A 16253-nucleotide genomic window follows, 5' to 3' on the forward strand; every position below is an offset into this window, starting at 1 on the left:
CTACCGCGTGCGAGAAGGCCGTGCCCCGGGTTATCCAGGCGTTTCAGCAGGCCTGTGGATAAACCTCGGCCTGTGGATGAATCAGGTTCCGGCCGGGGTCCTCGGTTCGCGGCGGGCCCAGGCACCAGGATCCGCGATCAACTCATCGATGAAACCGGGCAGTCGGTCGGCGGCGATGTCGGCGATCGTCACGTTCTCCAGCACGGCCCGGATGTTCACCCGCAGCGCGATCCAGACCTGTTGCAGCGGCTCGCCCGCGCCGGGGTAGCGCACGTCCTCGGGGCGCTGCCCGCGCACGGAGGCCAGCGGCGATTCGACGCCGCGGATCACGTCGGCCACCGAGATCTCCTCGGCAGGTCTGCCGAGGCGGTACCCGCCGTCCGGTCCGCGCCTGCTGCGCACCAGCTCGGCGCGACGCAGCTCGGCGAGCACGGTCTCGAGAACCTTCGGCGGGATCTGCGCCGCGGCGGCGATGGCCTCGGCCTTCACCACCCCGTCGGCCGCGGCGAGCTCGAGCAACGTTCGCACCGCGTAATCGACCCTTGCGGTGATATGCACGGTCTCGAACCTACGCGGTCGTGCCGCCGGCCAGGACGGCGGTCGCCGCGTCGAGCAGCGTCTGCTCGACGAGCGCGTCGGTGGCGCCCGGCGCCAGCTCGATCGACAGCAGCGCCACTCCGAGCACCTCGATGGCACCGGCCGCGCGCAGCATCGACTCCGGCGTCGGGTTCGGTCCGGACAGCCAGGTCCGCAGCTCCCGGGTTGGTTCCATGAGATCCGGGTAGCGATCGGCGATGGCGTTGACGATGGCCGCGGTGTCGCGCACACACAGCGCGCCCGCGTCGCGGTGGCGGATCATCCCGCGCAGGTAGGTGCGCAGGACGGCGCGGATGCCCTCGCTGTCGTACGGCACCGCGTCGATGTCGGTGACGATATCGCGCATGTGATCGATGATCGGGTCGATGATCGCCAGCAGCAGATCGAGCTTCGACGCGTAGTGGTAATACAGCGACGCCTTTGTGATTCCCACCATATCGGCGACCTCACGCAGGCTCGTCTGCTCGAAGCCCTTCGCGGCGAACAGTCGAAGCGCGGCGTCACGAATCGCCTGTTTAGTGCCTCCACCTGCGGTAACGGTGTCGGTGGTTTCCCGGGCAGCCATGTCGTAATCCTCCCATGATTCGCGGCGATCCATCTGGCGCCCCTAAAATTGAGGTTGCCTCTCCACTTACGCCGTCGGTAGTCTACCTACCGCACGGTAGGCAAATAATTCGCGATGTGGAGGCGGGGACACGTGTCCGTATACCTGTACCGATGGGGAAAGTTCGCTTTCCGCCGCAAATGGATAGTGTTGCCGGTCTGGCTACTGCTGTTCGTGCTGCTCGGCGCGCTCGGTGCCACTCTCAGCAAGCCGATGAGCAACGACTTCAGCATGCCGGAGCTGCCCTCGGCCCGCGCCAACGAGATCCTCGACAAGCACTTCCCCGGCATGTCCGAACAGTTCAAGTTCGACGCCGTGGCAGGCACCTACGTGATCGCCGCGCCGGAAGGCCAGCAGCTCACCGACCCGGCCAACCGTGCCGCGATCGAGGCGTTCATCGGCAAGCTCGGTGAACTGCCGATCGTCGACAAGACCAAGCCGCTGGCCAACCCGATCGAGATGACCGACAAGATGGGCTGCCTGAGCAACCCTGACCCGTCGACCTGCTCGGGCGCCCCGCTGAACGTGCTCAACGAAACCGCACCGAAGACCGTCGCCACGCTGAACGTGCCGTTCACCATCAAGAACGTCACCGACGTGACCGACGCCGAGCGCGACACCGCCTTCGAGGTCGGCGCCGACGCCCGCAACGCCGGTCTGACCGTCGAACTCAGCGGTTCCATCGCCATGAAGCAGGAGCAGCCGAGCGGCAAGTCCGAGCTGATCGGTATGGGCGTCGCGCTGATCGTCATGGTGATCGCCTTCGGTGCCATCGTCGCCGCGGTCGTCCCGATCGTCACCGCCATCGTCGGCCTCGGCGCCGCCACCTCGACGATCATGCTCGGCACGTCCTTCATGGAAGTGCCCGGCTTCACCACCTTCCTCGCCTCGATGATCGGTATCGCGCTGTCGATCGACTACGCGCTGTTCATCGTCTCCCGCTACAAACACGAACTGTCGGTGCGTGATTCGGCCGAGGAGGCCGCCGGTACCGCGCTGGGCACCGCCGGTTCGGCCGTGGTGTTCGCCGGTCTCACCGTCATCATCGCGCTCGGCGCGCTGAGCATCGTCGGCGTGGAGTTCCTGACCTTCATGGGTCTCGGTGGCGCCATCGCCGCCGCGTTCGCGGTGCTCACCGCGATCACCCTGATGCCCGCGCTGATGGGCGCGTTCGGCAAGACACTGTTCAAGCCGAAGCTGCCGCTGGTGGCCCAGCACGATCCCGAGGACGAGAACTCGGTCACCAACGGCCAGCGTTTCGCCCGCCTGATCGGCAAGGCGCCGTGGGTGGCGCTCATCCTGTCGGTGGTCGTGCTCGGTGCGCTCGCCGCACCCGCCGCGGGCCTGAACCTCGGCCTGCCCGGCGAGGACAGCCTGCCCAAGACCTCGACCGTGCGTAAGGCCTACGACCTGCGCACCGAGGGCTTCGGTGAGGGCAGCAACGGTGTGCTCATGGTCGTCGCCGACCTGAGCGCCACGCCCGAGGGTCAGCGTGCGGCGGCGCTCGGCGCGCTGCGCGACAAACTCGCCTCCTACGAGGGCATGGACTACGTCACCGAGCCGCAGTGGAGCGAGGACAAGCAGGGCGCCATGCTCAGCGGCGTCCCGGTGTCCGGTCCGAACAACCAGGAGACCAAGGATCTGGTGCAGTCGGCGCGCGGCGCCGAGGCCGAACTGCAGGCGCAGTACGGCATGCAGTACGGCATCACCGGTACCACCGCGATCTACGCCGATGTCGACCACGCGCTGCTCAGCAAGATCGTGCCGTACCTGGCCATCGTCGCCGGTGCCGCGTTCATCCTGCTGATCCTGGTGTTCCGCTCGATCCTGGTTCCGCTCACCGCGGCGCTCGGATTCCTGCTGTCGATGGCGGCCACCTTCGGTGCCACCGTGCTGATCTTCCAGGAGGGCGCGTTCGGCCTGATCTCCGATCCACAACCGCTGGTCAGCTTCCTGCCGATCATGTTGATCGGCTTGGTGTTCGGTCTCGCCATGGACTACCAGGTGTTCCTGGTGACCCGCATGCGCGAGGAATTCGTGCACGGCCGTTCGCCGAAGGACGCCATGGTCGCCGGTTACCACCACGGCGCCCGCGTGGTCACCTCGGCCGCGATCATCATGATCTCGGTGTTCGGCTCCTTCATCATGGAAACCGACGTCACCGCGAAGTCGTTCGGTTTCGCGCTGGCCGCCGGTGTCGCCATCGACGCCTTCGTGGTCCGCATGGTGATCGTGCCCGCGTTGCTGGTGATCATGGGCAAGTGGGCGTGGTGGATGCCGAAGTGGCTCGACCGCATCGTTCCCGATATCGACGTCGAGGGCGCCAAGCTCGAGCAGCTGCGCAACTCGGGTACCGAGACGGTGAAGCACCCGGTCGCCGTCGGCTGACCGTAATGCCCTACCCGACCCCGCGATCCGCCCCATGGATCGCGGGGTCGTCGCATGTGCGGGCCCGGTTGCTTGATATCGCGGTATCGCGGCAGCAGACTCAGGACTAGCTCGACCCGGCTCTACCTCCACGTGCTGCACCGAATCACCGAGGAGAAACCCGTGTCCGTCTATCTGTACCGGTGGGGAAAGCTGGCCTTTCGCCGCAAGTGGATCGTGCTCCCCGTCTGGTTACTCTGCTTCATGGTGCTCGGCGGACTCGGTGCCCAACTGCAGAAGCCGATGACCGACGACTTCAGCATGCCGAACCTGCCGTCCGAGCGGGCGACCGAAATCCTCGACAAGCACTTCCCCGGCATGTCGGAGGCGTTCGCGTTCGACGCCGTCACCGGCACCTATGTGATCGGCGCGCCCGCTGGGCAGAAGCTCACCGACCCGGCCAACCGTCAGGCCGTCGCGGGAATCATCCAGCGGCTGGAGCAGTTGCCGATCGTCGATCACACCGAACCGATCGTCGATCCGATCACGGCCACCGAGGAGATGGGTTGCCTCACCGCCCAGCCTGATCCGTCGACGTGCAGCGGCGCACCGGTCAACGTGCTGAACGAATCGGCACCCGAGACCGTCGCCTATTTCAGCGTGCCGTTCACCATCAAAGAATTCGCCGATGTGAAACCGGAGGACCGCGAGGCCGCCTACGCCGTCGGCGACGAAGCGCGCGCGGCCGGGCTGACCGTCGAGATGAGCGGCAGCCTGCCGATGGAGCAGGAGATGCCGAGCGGCAAGTCCGAGATGATCGGTATGGCCGTGGCTCTGGTGGTGATGATCGTGGCGTTCGGCGCGATCGTGGCGGCCTTCGTGCCGATCATCACCGCGATCGTCGGTCTCGGCGCCGCGACTTCGCTGATCTTCCTGTCCACCACGGTGCTCGAGATCCCGAGCTTCACCACGTTCCTCGCCTCGATGATCGGTATCGCGCTGTCGATCGACTACGCGCTGTTCATCGTCTCCCGCTACAAACACGAACTGTCCGTGCAGGATTCGGCCGAAGAAGCCGCCGGTACCGCCCTCGGCACGGCGGGTTCGGCGGTGGTGTTCGCCGGTCTCACCGTCATCATCGCGCTGGCCGGGCTGGCCATCGTCGGCGTCCGGTTCCTCACGTTCATGGGTCTCGGTGGCGCCGTCGCCGCCGCGTTCGCGGTGCTCACCGCGATCACGCTGATGCCCGCGTTGCTCGGCGCGTTCGGCAAGGCGTTGTTCAAACCGAAACTGCCGCTGGTGGCCCAGCACGATCCCGAGGACGACAGCGTCGTCACCAACGGCACCCGCGTCGCCCGCGTGATCGCCAAGTTCCCCGCGGTGACGATGATCCTGGCCATCGTGGTGCTCGGGTTGCTCGCCGCGCCCGCGCTCAACCTGAACCTCGGACTGCCGGGCGAGGACAGCCTGCCCAAGTCGACCACCGTGCGCAAGGCCTACGACCTGCGCACCGAGGGTTTCGGCGAGGGCAGCAACGGTGTGCTGCAGGTGGCGGTCGACCTGTCCGACACCCCCGCCGATCAGCGGCCCGCCGCGCTGAACGCCTTGCGCGACAAGCTCATATCCTATCCCGACATGGATCTGGTCACCGAACCGCAGATGAGCCAGGACGGTGCGGGCGCGCTCATCAACGGCGTGCCCAAGTCGGGTCCGAACGATCAGTCGACCAAGGATCTGGTGCAGTCCGCCCGCGATGCGGAGGCTGAGCTGCACGAGCAGTACCAGATGTCGTACGGCATCACGGGAACCACCGCGATCTACGCCGATATCGACCACGTGCTGTTGAGCAAGATCGTCCCGTACATGGCGATCGTCGCCGGTGCCGCGTTCATCCTGCTGATCCTGGTGTTCCGCTCGATCCTGGTTCCGCTCACCGCGGCGCTCGGATTCCTGCTGTCGATGGCGGCCACCTTCGGTGCCACCGTGCTGATCTTCCAGGAGGGCAAGCTCGGGCTGATCTCGGACCCGCATCCGCTGGTCAGCTTCCTACCGATCATGTTGATCGGCTTGGTGTTCGGTCTCGCCATGGACTACCAGGTGTTCCTGGTGACCCGCATGCGCGAGGAGTACGTGCACGGTGCCGACCCGACCGAGGCGGTGGAGAAGGGTTATCACCACGGCGCGCGCGTGGTCACCTCGGCCGCGATCATCATGATCTCGGTGTTCGGCTCATTCCTGCTCGAATCCGATGTCACCGCCAAGTCGATGGGCTTCGCGCTCGCGGCGGGTGTCGCGCTCGACGCCTTCGTCGTGCGCATGGTGCTCATTCCCGCCCTGCTCGTGCTGCTGGGCAAGTGGGCCTGGTGGATGCCCGCCTGGCTGGACAAGATCGTTCCCGACATCGACGTGGAAGGCTCCAAGCTGCGCGAGATCCAGCACAACCACCGCGAAGCGGCGGCAACGAAACTGTGAGATCCGAGGCCGGGCACCGTGATCGGTGTCCGGCCTACTTACTCGGCTGCGGGACCTCGCATTCGGTCACCCTCGGGTTCAGTCCGATGTAGTTCCCCGGTCCCGCCGCCGCTGTGACGGCGATCGTCGCCCAATCCGAGCACTCCCTCGGCAGCTTCGAAAAATAGTGCCGCTGACCTGCGGCAAGCAGCCCCACAGCCACCCACCCCAACACGATCAGAACCAAGAGCTTCCCCCCGAGCCCGATCCCGGACTTCGCGGGTGGCGGCACACGCCCGCGCATATTCATCGTTCCTTCCCGGATTTCGGTGTAACTCAGTCTATTACGCGAGTGCTGCACCGCAGGTCGGACGCGGGTGAATACCAGCTGACAGGTCCGGGCTATCGATCACCGCACGTGTGCTGCGGTTTCGCGGGTTCGCGACGGGCACCGGCAGGCGGGCGCACGCCGTGCCTGATCGCGTTCGCGGCGTGAATTCCCAGGGCGAAGTCCTTCAATTTCTTCCACATGACCCCATGGTCGCGAGGTCCGTCCGCCCCGAGAAGTGGCGTAGATGACGACTGACGCTAAGATTCGGACATGGGTCCGACAGTGTCCGTGCTGGCCTACGACGGGATGACGGCGTTCGAAGCAGGCATCGTCATCGAGGTGTTCGGGCTCGTGTGGTCCGACATCGACCAACCCTGGTACGACCTGAAGATCTGCACTGAAACCGCCGACGCCATCAGGGTGATCGGCGGCGCGACCATGACCAGCCCCTACGGCCTCGCCGACTTCGCCGCCGCGGACACCGTGGTGGTGCCAAGCGTGGCCGACCCGCGTGCCTCCCCCTCACCGGAACTGATCGACGCACTACGACAGGCACATCGCAACGGCGCGCACATCGTGTCGATCTGCTCGGGCGCGTTCGCACTCGCGGGAGCCGGGCTGCTGGACGGACGCCGGGCCACCACGCACTGGCGCTACGCCGATCTGCTGCGTGAGCGGTACCCCGCCGTGGTCGTCGACGCCGAACCGCTCTACACCGACGACGGCGACATCCTCACCAGCGCGGGCTGCGCGGCGGGCCTCGACCTCGCGCTGCACCTGGTCCGCACCGATATGGGCGCGTCCGTGGCGAACGCGGTCGCCCGCAGACTGGTCGTCCCACCGCACCGCTCCGGCGGTCAGGCGCAGTACATCGAGGCACCGATGCCGCCCGCACCGCTCGACGACCCGGTCGGCCGCAGCCTCGCCTGGGCGGCCGAGCACCTCACCACGCCGGTCAGCGCCGCCGACCTCGCCCGGGTGGCCGGACTCTCGCAGCGCACCTATCTGCGCCATTTCGTTCGCGCCACCGGCACCACCCCGAGCAAATGGCTCATCGAACAACGCATCCAGGCCGCCCTCGCGATGCTCGAAACCAGCGACGCCCCCGTGGAGGAGATCGCCACGGCCGTCGGCTTCGCCACCGCGGTCACCTTCCGCCACCACTTCGCCAAGGCGCTGCACACCTCCCCCTCGGCCTACCGCAGCACCTTTCGCACCGCACAAAGCAAAAGCCCCTCACCTGTCGAAACAGGTGAGGGGCTCGCTGGCGGTGGCGGAGGGATTTGAACCCTCGGACGGGGGTTACCCGTCACACGCTTTCGAGGCGTGCTCCTTAGGCCGCTCGGACACGCCACCGCCGACTACGGTACCGGATGGGGCGCGGAATCACTAAATCGGCTGGTCAGCGTTGGTTTCGGAAGAAGGTGTCGAGGAGGGCCACGCACTCGGATTCGAGGACTCCGGCGCGGACCTGGGGGCGGTGGTTGAGGCGTCGGTCGCGGACGACGTCCCACAGGGAGCCGACGGCGCCCGTCTTCGGTTCCCACGCCCCGAAGATCACCTTCTCCACGCGGGCGAGTACCAGGGCCCCGGCGCACATCGTGCACGGTTCCAAGGTGACGGCGAGGGTGGCGCCTTCGAGCCGCCAACCGTCGCCGTGCACGGCGGCGGCCGCGCGCAGGGCGAGGACTTCGGCGTGGGCGGTCGGGTCGCCGAGGGCCTCACGGGCATTGGCCGCGCGGGCCAGTTCCCGGCCTTGCGCGTCGAAGACGGCGGCGCCGACCGGCACATCGCGCGGGTCGGCGTCGGCGGCGGCCGCGAGGGCGGCGCGCAGCATGTCCTCCTCGGTCACCGGTGCAGTTTGTCCAGCACCGCGGCGTATTCGTCGGCGAAACCGAGGCGTTGGGCGATCATGCCGAGCTGTTCGTCCGGGTAGAGGTCGGTTTCGGCGAGGATCACGCTGAGTACCGGTTCGGGGAGGCCGAGGTCGGCGAGGACGCCGAGGTCGCCTTCCTCCCACGGTTCGATGTCGTCGAGCTCGTCGGGGTCGATGTCGGGGATCTCGACATTGAGCGCGTCGAGCACGTCGGCGGCGATGTCGTAGTCGATCGCGGCGGTCGCGTCGGAGACGAGCAGCCGGGTGCCGCTCGGCGCGGGCCGCACGATGATGAAGAACTCGTCATCGACGTCGAGCAGCCCGAACACCGCACCGGAGCTGCGCAATGCCTTCAATTCGGTCTCGGCGGTGGCGAGGTCGACGAGGGCGTCGTGGCTGAGGGGACTGCATCGCCACGTACCTTCTTCGCGGACCACCGCCACGGCGAACCCTTCGACGTCGTAGTCGTCCTCCGACGTCGCCCTGTTCGTGCCCGAGCGCTGTGCTGCCATGGACCAAACGGTAGTCTGTCCCGCCCGCAATGATGAACTCGTGTGCCAATCTGTTCCGATGAGTATCGACGAGCGTGGTGCTGTCTGCGTCCTCGGGACGGGTCTGATCGGCGGCTCCGTGCTGCGCGCGGCCGTGGGCGCCGGGTACGTGGCGTTCGGGTACAACCGATCGGCCGAGGGTGTGCGGGCCGCCCGGCTCGACGGTTTCGACGTGTCGGGTGACCTGCCTGAGGTGCTGAGTCGGGCCGCCGCCTGCGACGCGCTCGTGGTGCTCGCGGTGCCGATGCCCGCCGTCGCATCCGTACTGGCCGACGTCGGCGCTCATGCGTCGGGGTGTGCGCTGACCGATGTGGTGAGCGTGAAGGGGCCGGTGGCCGACGCGGTGCGCAAGCAGGGGCTCGAGGCTCGGTATGTGGGCGGTCACCCGATGGCCGGTACTGCTGAATCCGGTTGGGCGGCAACCGATCCCGAGCTTTTCCGCGGCGCGGTGTGGGCTGTGGGCGTGGATGAGGGCACCCGGGTTGAGCCGTGGTCGCGGGTGGTTCGGCTGGCTTTGGACTGCGGTTCCGTCGTGGTTCCGGTCGTTGCCGAGGAACACGACCAGGCCGTCGCGCGGATCTCGCATCTGCCGCATGTGCTGGCCGAGGCGTTGGCCGCGGCCGGGGCGGGCGGGGGTGAGCTGGCGCTCGGGTTGGCGGCCGGTTCGTTCCGCGACGGGACCCGGGTGGCGGGCACCGCGCCCGACCTGGTTCGCGCGATCTGTGAACCGAACGCGGGAGCGTTGGAATCGGTGCTGGACGAGACCATCGACGCGCTGATCGCCGCTCGTGAGGCATTGCGCACCGACGGGACGCTCGGCGAGGTTGTCGAGACGGGTTACCGGGGGCGGTCGGCGTACGACAATCGCACGCGATGGGAGATCACCGGGGTGACTCCTGGCTCGGACGGCTGGCTCGACGAGCTGCGGCGCGCTGGTCAGCGCGGTGGGGTGCTGCGGGAGCTCTAGCGGTGGCGAGCTCGATTCCCCCGCGAGGCGGGGTCGAGGATCGAGCAGTCTTGGCCGCACCGAGGGCGTCCGAGCTACGTTCCCGGTTCGACCGGCGTAGCCCTGCCAGGCAGTCAGCCCCATCCAGTGGGCCCACGGGGCGCGCGGGCAGTCCTCAGGCCAGCGTTCAGACTCGCTCGGCCAGCCCTGGATAGTCGAGGACGAATCCCTCCGGGTCCACGGTCAATGTGGCACTCGAGACCGGGGAGAGCACGTTGATGCCGTCGGCGGCGCTCGAGTAGGTGAGCTCGGCCTCCTGCACCAGCAGGTCGGGCAGCCGCACATAGACGACCGGGACCTGCACGTCGCCGACCGCGTTCTGCAGGCAGAAGCGGCGGATCGGCAGGGTGTTGAAGAACGGGCTGAGCACCACGTCCACATCGAGGGCACCGGCGAAGGTGGAACGCACGTGCGTACCGCCCGCGTCGACGAGCCAGTAGTTCTCCTCGTCGCGCGACACCGAGGCGTGACGTTCACCGGCAGCGGTCGTGGTGCGCAGCGACAACCGCCTGGTGGCACCCGCTTCGTCGGTGACCAGATCGTAGGAGGCGCTGAACGCCGGGTGTTCGTGGTTGGCGCTGCCGATCATGCGGCCCGCGGCTCTGATCCGATTGCCGTTCACCGTCACCCGGACCGATTCCATCCGGGAGTTGTCGTGGGCTCGCCAGGTGAGCACCGCCGGCCACCGAGAGGCCGGTCTGTTCTCGGTGGGGCCTGCGGCCGGGCCCGGGGCTGGGGTCGTCACCTCTCTACGGTAAGCGACACCGGCCCCGGCGCTGTACAACACGAGCGCATCACACCAGCGAATCCCGCCACGCGGCGTGCAGTCCGGCGAAGCGGCCCTGGCCCGCGATCAGCTCGGCCGGAGCGCCGTCCTCCACCACCCGCCCGCCGTCGAGCACCAGCACCCGGTCGGCAATGGCGACCGTGGACAGGCGGTGGGCGATGATGACCGCCGTCCGGTCACGCAGCAGCGTCTCGAGCGCACGCTGCACCAGCCGCTCGCCGGGGATGTCGAGACTCGACGTCGCCTCGTCGAGCACGATCACCACCGGGTCGGCGAGGAACACCCGGGCGAAGGCGACCAGCTGACGCTGACCGGCCGACAATCGACCACCTCTGGTTCGCACGTCGGTCTCGTACCCTTCGGGCAGCGACTCGACGAACTGGTCGAGCCCCACCGCGCGGGCGGCCGCGATCACCTCGGCATCGGTGGCCGACGGCCTGCCGAGCCGGATGTTGTCGGCGATCGTGCCGGAGAACAGGTACGCCTCCTGCGTGATCATCACGATGTGCCTGCGCAGTTCGGTGTCGGCGAGTTCGCGTAGGTCGGCACCGTCGAGGGAGATGGTGCCGCCGGACGGGTCGTAGAACCGGGTGAGCAGCTTGGCCAGCGTCGACTTGCCCGCCCCGGTGGCACCGACCAGCGCGACGATCTGTCCGGCCGGGATGTCGAGGTCGAATTCCGGCAGCACCGGCGCGGCGTCGTCGTAGCCGAACCACACCTTGTCCATCCGCACCGCACCGGTGGGATGTTCGACGGTGACCGGCGCGACCGGTTCCGCAACCGCCGGTTCCTCCTCGAGCACGCCGGAGATCTTCTCCAGCGCGGCCGCGGCCGACTGGTAGGAGTTGAACACCTGCGCCAGCTCGTCGAGCGGGCCGAAGAACTGGTCGAGGTAGAGCAGGTAGGCCGCCAGCACGCCGATGGCCAGATTGCCCTCCATCACCTGCCAGGACCCGATGAGCAGCACGACCACGGTTGTCACCTTGCCGATGAAGTTCGACAGGCCGACGTAGTCGCCGACACCACGCATCGCGGTGGTCGTCGCCTTCTGGTACGCGGCGTCCACGATGCCGAGCACTTCCTGGTTGCGGTGTTCGCGCCGGAACGCCTGCACTGCCCGCATGCCGCTCATCGATTCGACGAACTGCACGACCACCCGGGCGATCGCGCCACGGGTCCGCCGGTACCCCGCCCGTTGACGCCGCTGCGCCCACCGGGTGACGAACACCAGCGGCACGAACCCGAGCAGCACGATGGCCGCGAGCCCGGGGTCGAGCCAGACGAGCAGCACGGCGATGGTGACCACCGACAGCAGCGCGCTCGCCGCCTGGTTCAGCGCGCCTTCCAGCAGATCCTGCAAGGCCTCGATATCACTGGTGAGCCGGGTGACCACCTTGCCCGAGGTGTACTTCTCGTGGAACGACACGCTCAACCGTTGGGTGTGGGCGAAGGTGCGTACCCGCAGGTCGAACAGCACCCGCTGGCTCAGCGTTCCGGCCGCGCGCAGGAAGGCGAAGGTGGTGAGGCCCGACAGCACCGTCACCGCGACGAACCCGGCGACGGTCGCGATCAGCGGCGTCCAATTGCCCTGGCGCCCCTGTGCGATCCCGTGGTCGAGCCCGTAGGCGATGAACAGCGGCACCGACACCTTGGCCGCGTTGTCCAGCACGATCAGGACGAAGGTGAGGACGGCCAGCTTGCGGTAGGGCCGCACCAGATCGAGCAGCAGCCGACGGGAACGTCCGGCGAGCACCGCGTTCCCGGTGCCCGTGACGGCGTCGTCCTCCTTGGCGATGCCGCGCCAGTCGGCTGCCTGATCCTGTTGCGGTTCAACCGTTTCCGTGGTCATCAGGCACCTCCCATCAGTTCGCGGTAGTGGCGGCTCGTGCGCAGCAGTTTGTCGTGGGTGCCCTCGGCGACGATGCGTCCGTCGGCGAGCAGCGCCACGCGGTCGGCGAGCGCCGCGGTGGACGGGCGGTGCGCGACCAGCAGGGTCGTCGCCCCGGAGAGCACCGCGCGAAGCCGACCCTGCACGCGCTCTTCGGTTTCCACGTCCAGTGCGGAGAGCGGGTCGTCGAGCACCATGATCCGACCCGCGTCGGCATCGGCCGCACCGGTGAGCACCGCTCGGGCCAGCGCGAGCCGTTGCCGCTGCCCGCCGGACAGACTCATGCCCTGCTCGCCGATCCTGGTATCGAGGCCCCACGGCAGGGCGTCGACGAAGTCGGTGGCCTGGGCGATGTCGAGCGCGCGGCGCACGTCGTCGTCGGTGGCGCTCGGGTCGCCGAGCGCCACGTTCTCGCGCACGCTCGCCGAGAACAGCACCGGCTCCTCGAACGCCACCGTCACCACCCGGCGCAGCTCGGCGAGCCGCAGCGTTGAGATGTCGACGCCGTCGATGGTGATGCGTCCGGCGTTCACGTCGTAGAGGCGCGGAATCAGCTCGAGCAGCGCGGTTTTGCCGCTGCCGGTCGCGCCGACGAGCGCCACCGTCTCGCCCGGGCGCACCCGCAGCGAGACATCCTCCAGCACAGCGTTCTCGGGGCCGCCCTCGGCCAGCGGATAGGCGAACCGGACACCCTCGATCACCAGCTCCCCACGTACCGGGGCGGGCAGGTCGACCGGGTGCGGCGGGTCGGCGATGTCGAGCGGGGTGTCGATGATCTCCCAGTACCGGTCGGCGGCGGTACGCGCCTCGAACAGCTCCGAGAGCAGGAAACCGAGCCAGATCACCGGCCACTGGAGGAATGTCTCCAGCGTGATGGCGGCGACCAGGGTGCCGATGGTCATCGAGCCCTGCGCGACCCAGTAGCCGCCGACGCCGAGCGACAGGGCGATCGCGATGGTCGGCAAGGCGACCAGCGCCGACCACAGCGTGGCGTCCAGATGCACCTTCGTCAGTTCGGTGCGTTGCAGTTCACGCGACAGCGCGGTGAAGCGGGCGCCGAAGAACCGGCCGCGCCCGAGTGCTTTGAGCACCCGCACGCCCTGCGCGGATTCCTGGGCGACGGTCGCCAGGTCGCCGGACTGGTCCTGGGACCGGCGCGAGGCCACTTCGAACCGGCGAACGAAACGCGCGCAGTACACGGTGAGCGGCAGGCAGGTCACCATGAAGATCAGTCCCACTTGCCAATTCAGCACGAACAGAGCGACGAAGCCGATGGGTGTGACCACGGCGTTCACCACGAGGAACGGCCCGGCGAAGGCCACGAACCGGCGCAGTGCCGACATGTCGTCGATCGCGCGCGAGAGCAGCTGACCGGACTGCCAGCCGTCGTGGCGGCCGATCGAGAGGGCCTGCAACTTCGCGAAAAGCTTTGCGCGCATGGTCACTTCGAAGGTCGTCGCGGGTTTCGAGACCAGCCAGCGCCGACCCCACATCCCGAACGATTCGAGCGCGCCGAGCAGGAACACGAACCCGACCGGAAGCAACAGGCCAGCGAAATCGCCCCGCGCGATGGGTCCGTCGATGATGCGGGCGACGACCAGCGGCGTCGCGACCGCGGTGCTCGACATCATGATGGCGAGCAGATTCGCCACGATCAGCGGCACGCGGTACGGCTTCAGGTACGGCAGGAACCGCCCCAGCGAGCGCATGCCCCCGCGCGCTCGCTGTGTCGATTGCCCGGAACTGTCGGCCTCCGATTCGGCGACCGCCAGCTCTGATGTGACAGACAAAGACTCCCCCTCGGGTCCGGTTGGATGGTTGGTTCCCGGAACGGCCCCCTGACGATGTTCGCATCGGGGTCCGACAAGTAGGTCCTTCAAGAGTCGCACCGGCCCCCCGTCCGCGGCCACCGAATTTTCCGTCTGTCGACGCCGTCCACAGCCGTGCACAGCCCGCGCTCGTACGCCACTCGCCGCTGTTCAGCGGCCCGATACAATGCCGCAGGCGCGGCAATCGGGGTCGTTGCGCGTTCCAACCAGCACAGGAGGACTGTTGACGCGGATGGTCGGGTTGTTCGCCGGGATCGGCGGGCTCGAACTCGGCCTCGGCAGGCACGGATGGTCGACGGAACTGCTGTGTGAGATCGATCCCGGCGCCCAGGGCGTACTGGCCGCCCGCTTCCCCGAGATCCCGCTGCACGCCGACATCACCCGCCTGCGTGCCCTGCCCGCGCGTACCGAGCTGGTGGCGGCCGGGTTTCCGTGCCAGGACCTCTCGCAGGCCGGACGCACCGCCGGGATCACCGGGCGCCGGTCCGGGCTGGTCGACGAGGTGTTCCGCCTGGTCCGCCGTCAGCGTGGACCGCGCTGGCTGCTGATCGAGAACGTGCCCTTCATGCTGCAACTGGGTCGCGGTGCGGCGATGCGCCACATCACCGGCGCACTGGAGGAGCTCGGCTACACCTGGGCCTACCGGGTTGTCGACGGTCGCGCGTTCGGCCTGCCGCAGCGCCGCCAGCGCGTGCTGATGCTCGCCTCCCGCACCGAGGATCCACGCCAGGTGCTCTTCGGCGACGACGCGGGCCCACGCGACTACGGCGATCCCGACCGCGACCCGTGCGGGTTCTACTGGACCGAGGGCGTGCGCGGCCTGGGTTGGGCGGTGAACGCGGTGCCGACCTTGAAGGGCGGTTCCGGCCTCGGCATCGCCAGCCCGCCCGCCGTGCGCCTCCCGGCGGGCGAGATCGTCACCCCCGGCATCGTCGACGGAGAACGATTACAGGGGTTCGACGCCGAGTGGACCGCCCCCGCGCTCGATGTGCCCGGTGTGCGGCAGGGGCACCGGTGGAAGCTGGTCGGCAACGCGGTGAGTGTGCGCATGGCCAACTGGGTGGGTGAGCGGCTGGCCGCGCCGCTCGAGCCGCTCACCGTCGGCGCGCCGTTGCGGCCCGGCGCACCGTGGCCGAGCGCGGCGTGGGGACACGCGGGTGTGGTGCATCAGGTGCCGCTGTCGACGTGGCCGGTCCACGTGCCCTACGAGGACCTGAAGAACTTCCTCACCGAACCGAGACTGCTCTCCCCCCGTGCCACAGCCGGGTTCCTCCGGCGAACGTCCATGGGCAACTTGCGTTTTCCGCCGGGCTTCCTCGACGACGTACGCGACCACCTCGACCGGATGGGTGGCTGGGCGGCATGAACAGGCGACGGGACCACGCGGACAAGGCGCCCGTCACCGATGCGGCGACCAGCGCGCGGATGGCGCGTCAGCGTCGCGCCCACACCGCTCCCGAGCTCGCCTTACGGCGCGAACTGCACCGCGCGGGCCTGCGCTACTTCGTCGACCGTGCACCGATCAAGGGTCAACGCCGACGCGCCGACGTGGTCTTTCCCCGCCACCGGCTCGCCGTCTATGTCGACGGCTGCTTCTGGCATCAATGTCCCGAACATGCCACCGCTCCGAAGAACAACGCGCAGTGGTGGGCGGAGAAGCTGGCGGGCAATGTGGCCCGGGATCGCGCCACCGACGCCGCGTTGCTCGAGGCGGGGTGGCGGGTGGTGCGGGTGTGGGAGCACGAGGACCCGGGCGTCGTCGCCCAGCAGATCGTCGCGCTGGTTCGCGGCGCCGACTGATCCTTGCCAGGTCGAGACGGCTGGGAAAGGGTCAGCGGCGGTACGGCGAGCGGTCGGCGCGGACGCGTACCAGGGAACGGGGTGCGTGGGCGGCGGCGTAGCCGGAGACCACCATCGCCAGAATCGTGGCGAAGCCGCCCAGCGCGATCACGTAGCTCATCTGAAA

Annotated in this window: 14 protein-coding genes and 1 tRNA gene; 6 read left to right on the forward strand and 9 right to left on the reverse strand. The window is 68.3% G+C overall.

Annotated elements, in window-relative coordinates:
* Positions 1-81 precede the first annotated feature (81 nt).
* Together NC7_RS01015 and NC7_RS01020 are read right to left on the reverse strand one after the other, a co-directional pair.
* The gene (locus tag NC7_RS01015) at positions 82-558 is read right to left on the reverse strand and encodes an RrF2 family transcriptional regulator (protein ID WP_067977719.1); all 477 of its coding nucleotides are present in this window, start codon (positions 556-558) and stop codon (positions 82-84) included.
* A 10-nt stretch (positions 559-568) separates the two neighbouring features.
* The gene (locus NC7_RS01020) at positions 569-1195 is read right to left on the reverse strand and encodes a TetR/AcrR family transcriptional regulator (RefSeq protein ID WP_236573720.1); all 627 of its coding nucleotides are present in this window, start codon (positions 1193-1195) and stop codon (positions 569-571) included.
* Positions 1196-1294: 99 nt separating this feature from the next.
* Between NC7_RS01020 and NC7_RS01025 the strand changes: the two genes are divergently transcribed.
* From NC7_RS01025 to NC7_RS01040, 3 genes are all read left to right on the forward strand, one after another.
* Positions 1295-3589, forward strand: a complete 2295-nt coding sequence (locus NC7_RS01025) for an MMPL family transporter (RefSeq protein WP_067977722.1) — start codon at positions 1295-1297, stop codon at positions 3587-3589.
* 162 nt (positions 3590-3751) lie between these two features.
* Positions 3752-6040 (forward strand): MMPL family transporter, encoded by a 2289-nt coding sequence (locus NC7_RS01030; protein ID WP_067977912.1) that lies wholly within the window; start codon positions 3752-3754, stop codon positions 6038-6040.
* Positions 6041-6620: 580 nt separating this feature from the next.
* The gene (locus NC7_RS01040) at positions 6621-7637 is read left to right on the forward strand and encodes a GlxA family transcriptional regulator (RefSeq protein ID WP_084457733.1); all 1017 of its coding nucleotides are present in this window, start codon (positions 6621-6623) and stop codon (positions 7635-7637) included.
* On the opposite strand, the gene NC7_RS01045 is transcribed toward NC7_RS01040, so the two are convergent.
* From NC7_RS01045 to NC7_RS01055, 3 genes are all read right to left on the reverse strand, one after another.
* Positions 7616-7706 (reverse strand) — tRNA-Ser (locus tag NC7_RS01045). The genes NC7_RS01040 and NC7_RS01045 overlap by 22 nt on opposite strands.
* Positions 7707-7752: 46 nt before the next feature.
* Positions 7753-8187, reverse strand: a complete 435-nt coding sequence (locus NC7_RS01050; protein ID WP_084457786.1) for a nucleoside deaminase — start codon at positions 8185-8187, stop codon at positions 7753-7755.
* Positions 8188-8198: 11 nt separating this feature from the next.
* Positions 8199-8738, reverse strand: coding sequence for a tRNA adenosine deaminase-associated protein (locus NC7_RS01055; RefSeq protein ID WP_067977726.1), 540 nt, complete (start codon positions 8736-8738; stop codon positions 8199-8201).
* A gap of 58 nt (positions 8739-8796) precedes the next feature.
* Between NC7_RS01055 and NC7_RS01060 the strand changes: the two genes are divergently transcribed.
* Positions 8797-9744 carry a prephenate dehydrogenase gene (locus NC7_RS01060; RefSeq protein WP_067977728.1) on the forward strand — a complete coding sequence of 316 codons (948 nt, stop codon included), beginning with the start codon at positions 8797-8799 and terminating at the stop codon, positions 9742-9744.
* 166 nt (positions 9745-9910) lie between these two features.
* Here NC7_RS01060 and NC7_RS01065 read toward each other — a convergent pair whose 3' ends face one another.
* Genes NC7_RS01065 through NC7_RS01075 form a run of 3 tightly spaced genes read right to left on the reverse strand, consistent with a single transcriptional unit; the run spans position 9911 to position 14248 of the window.
* On the reverse strand, positions 9911-10528 hold the full coding sequence (locus NC7_RS01065; protein ID WP_084457200.1) for a putative glycolipid-binding domain-containing protein: 618 nt from the start codon (positions 10526-10528) through the stop codon (positions 9911-9913).
* A 49-nt stretch (positions 10529-10577) separates the two neighbouring features.
* Positions 10578-12419 carry an ABC transporter ATP-binding protein gene (locus tag NC7_RS01070; RefSeq protein ID WP_067977730.1) on the reverse strand — a complete coding sequence of 614 codons (1842 nt, stop codon included), beginning with the start codon at positions 12417-12419 and terminating at the stop codon, positions 10578-10580.
* Positions 12419-14248 carry an ABC transporter ATP-binding protein gene (locus tag NC7_RS01075; RefSeq protein WP_067977731.1) on the reverse strand — a complete coding sequence of 610 codons (1830 nt, stop codon included), beginning with the start codon at positions 14246-14248 and terminating at the stop codon, positions 12419-12421. The genes NC7_RS01070 and NC7_RS01075 overlap by 1 nt, the downstream gene beginning before the upstream one ends.
* A gap of 271 nt (positions 14249-14519) precedes the next feature.
* Here NC7_RS01075 and NC7_RS01080 point away from each other — a divergent pair, with 271 nt between their 5' ends.
* Together NC7_RS01080 and NC7_RS01085 are read left to right on the forward strand one after the other, a co-directional pair.
* Positions 14520-15653, forward strand: a complete 1134-nt coding sequence (locus NC7_RS01080) for a DNA cytosine methyltransferase (protein ID WP_067977733.1) — start codon at positions 14520-14522, stop codon at positions 15651-15653.
* Positions 15650-16087, forward strand: coding sequence for a very short patch repair endonuclease (locus NC7_RS01085; protein WP_067977735.1), 438 nt, complete (start codon positions 15650-15652; stop codon positions 16085-16087). The genes NC7_RS01080 and NC7_RS01085 overlap by 4 nt, the downstream gene beginning before the upstream one ends.
* 31 nt (positions 16088-16118) lie before the next feature.
* On the opposite strand, the gene NC7_RS29930 is transcribed toward NC7_RS01085, so the two are convergent.
* Entirely contained in the window at positions 16119-16247 is a 129-nt protein-coding gene (locus tag NC7_RS29930) for a hypothetical protein (RefSeq protein WP_255285032.1), read from the reverse strand.
* Positions 16248-16253: the final 6 nt, after the last annotated feature.

The organism is Nocardia caishijiensis NBRC 108228 (genome assembly GCF_001612825.1).
Taxonomy (GTDB): Bacteria; Actinomycetota; Actinomycetes; order Mycobacteriales; family Mycobacteriaceae; genus Nocardia; species Nocardia caishijiensis.

Bases quoted from the DNA above. Each gene is read 5' to 3' on its own strand.
- NC7_RS01020 (WP_236573720.1), bottom strand. From the start codon at position 1,195: ATGGATCGCCGCGAATCATGGGAGGATTACGACATGGCTGCCCGGGAA.
- NC7_RS01040 (WP_084457733.1), top strand. From the start codon at position 6,621: ATGGGTCCGACAGTGTCCGTGCTGGCCTACGACGGGATGACGGCGTTC.
- NC7_RS01050 (WP_084457786.1), bottom strand. From the start codon at position 8,187: ATGCTGCGCGCCGCCCTCGCGGCCGCCGCCGACGCCGACCCGCGCGAT.
- NC7_RS01055 (WP_067977726.1), bottom strand. From the start codon at position 8,738: ATGGCAGCACAGCGCTCGGGCACGAACAGGGCGACGTCGGAGGACGAC.
- NC7_RS01060 (WP_067977728.1), top strand. From the start codon at position 8,797: ATGAGTATCGACGAGCGTGGTGCTGTCTGCGTCCTCGGGACGGGTCTG.
- NC7_RS01070 (WP_067977730.1), bottom strand. From the start codon at position 12,419: ATGACCACGGAAACGGTTGAACCGCAACAGGATCAGGCAGCCGACTGG.
- NC7_RS01080 (WP_067977733.1), top strand. From the start codon at position 14,520: ATGGTCGGGTTGTTCGCCGGGATCGGCGGGCTCGAACTCGGCCTCGGC.
- NC7_RS01085 (WP_067977735.1), top strand. From the start codon at position 15,650: ATGAACAGGCGACGGGACCACGCGGACAAGGCGCCCGTCACCGATGCG.
- NC7_RS29930 (WP_255285032.1), bottom strand. From the start codon at position 16,247: ATGAGCTACGTGATCGCGCTGGGCGGCTTCGCCACGATTCTGGCGATG.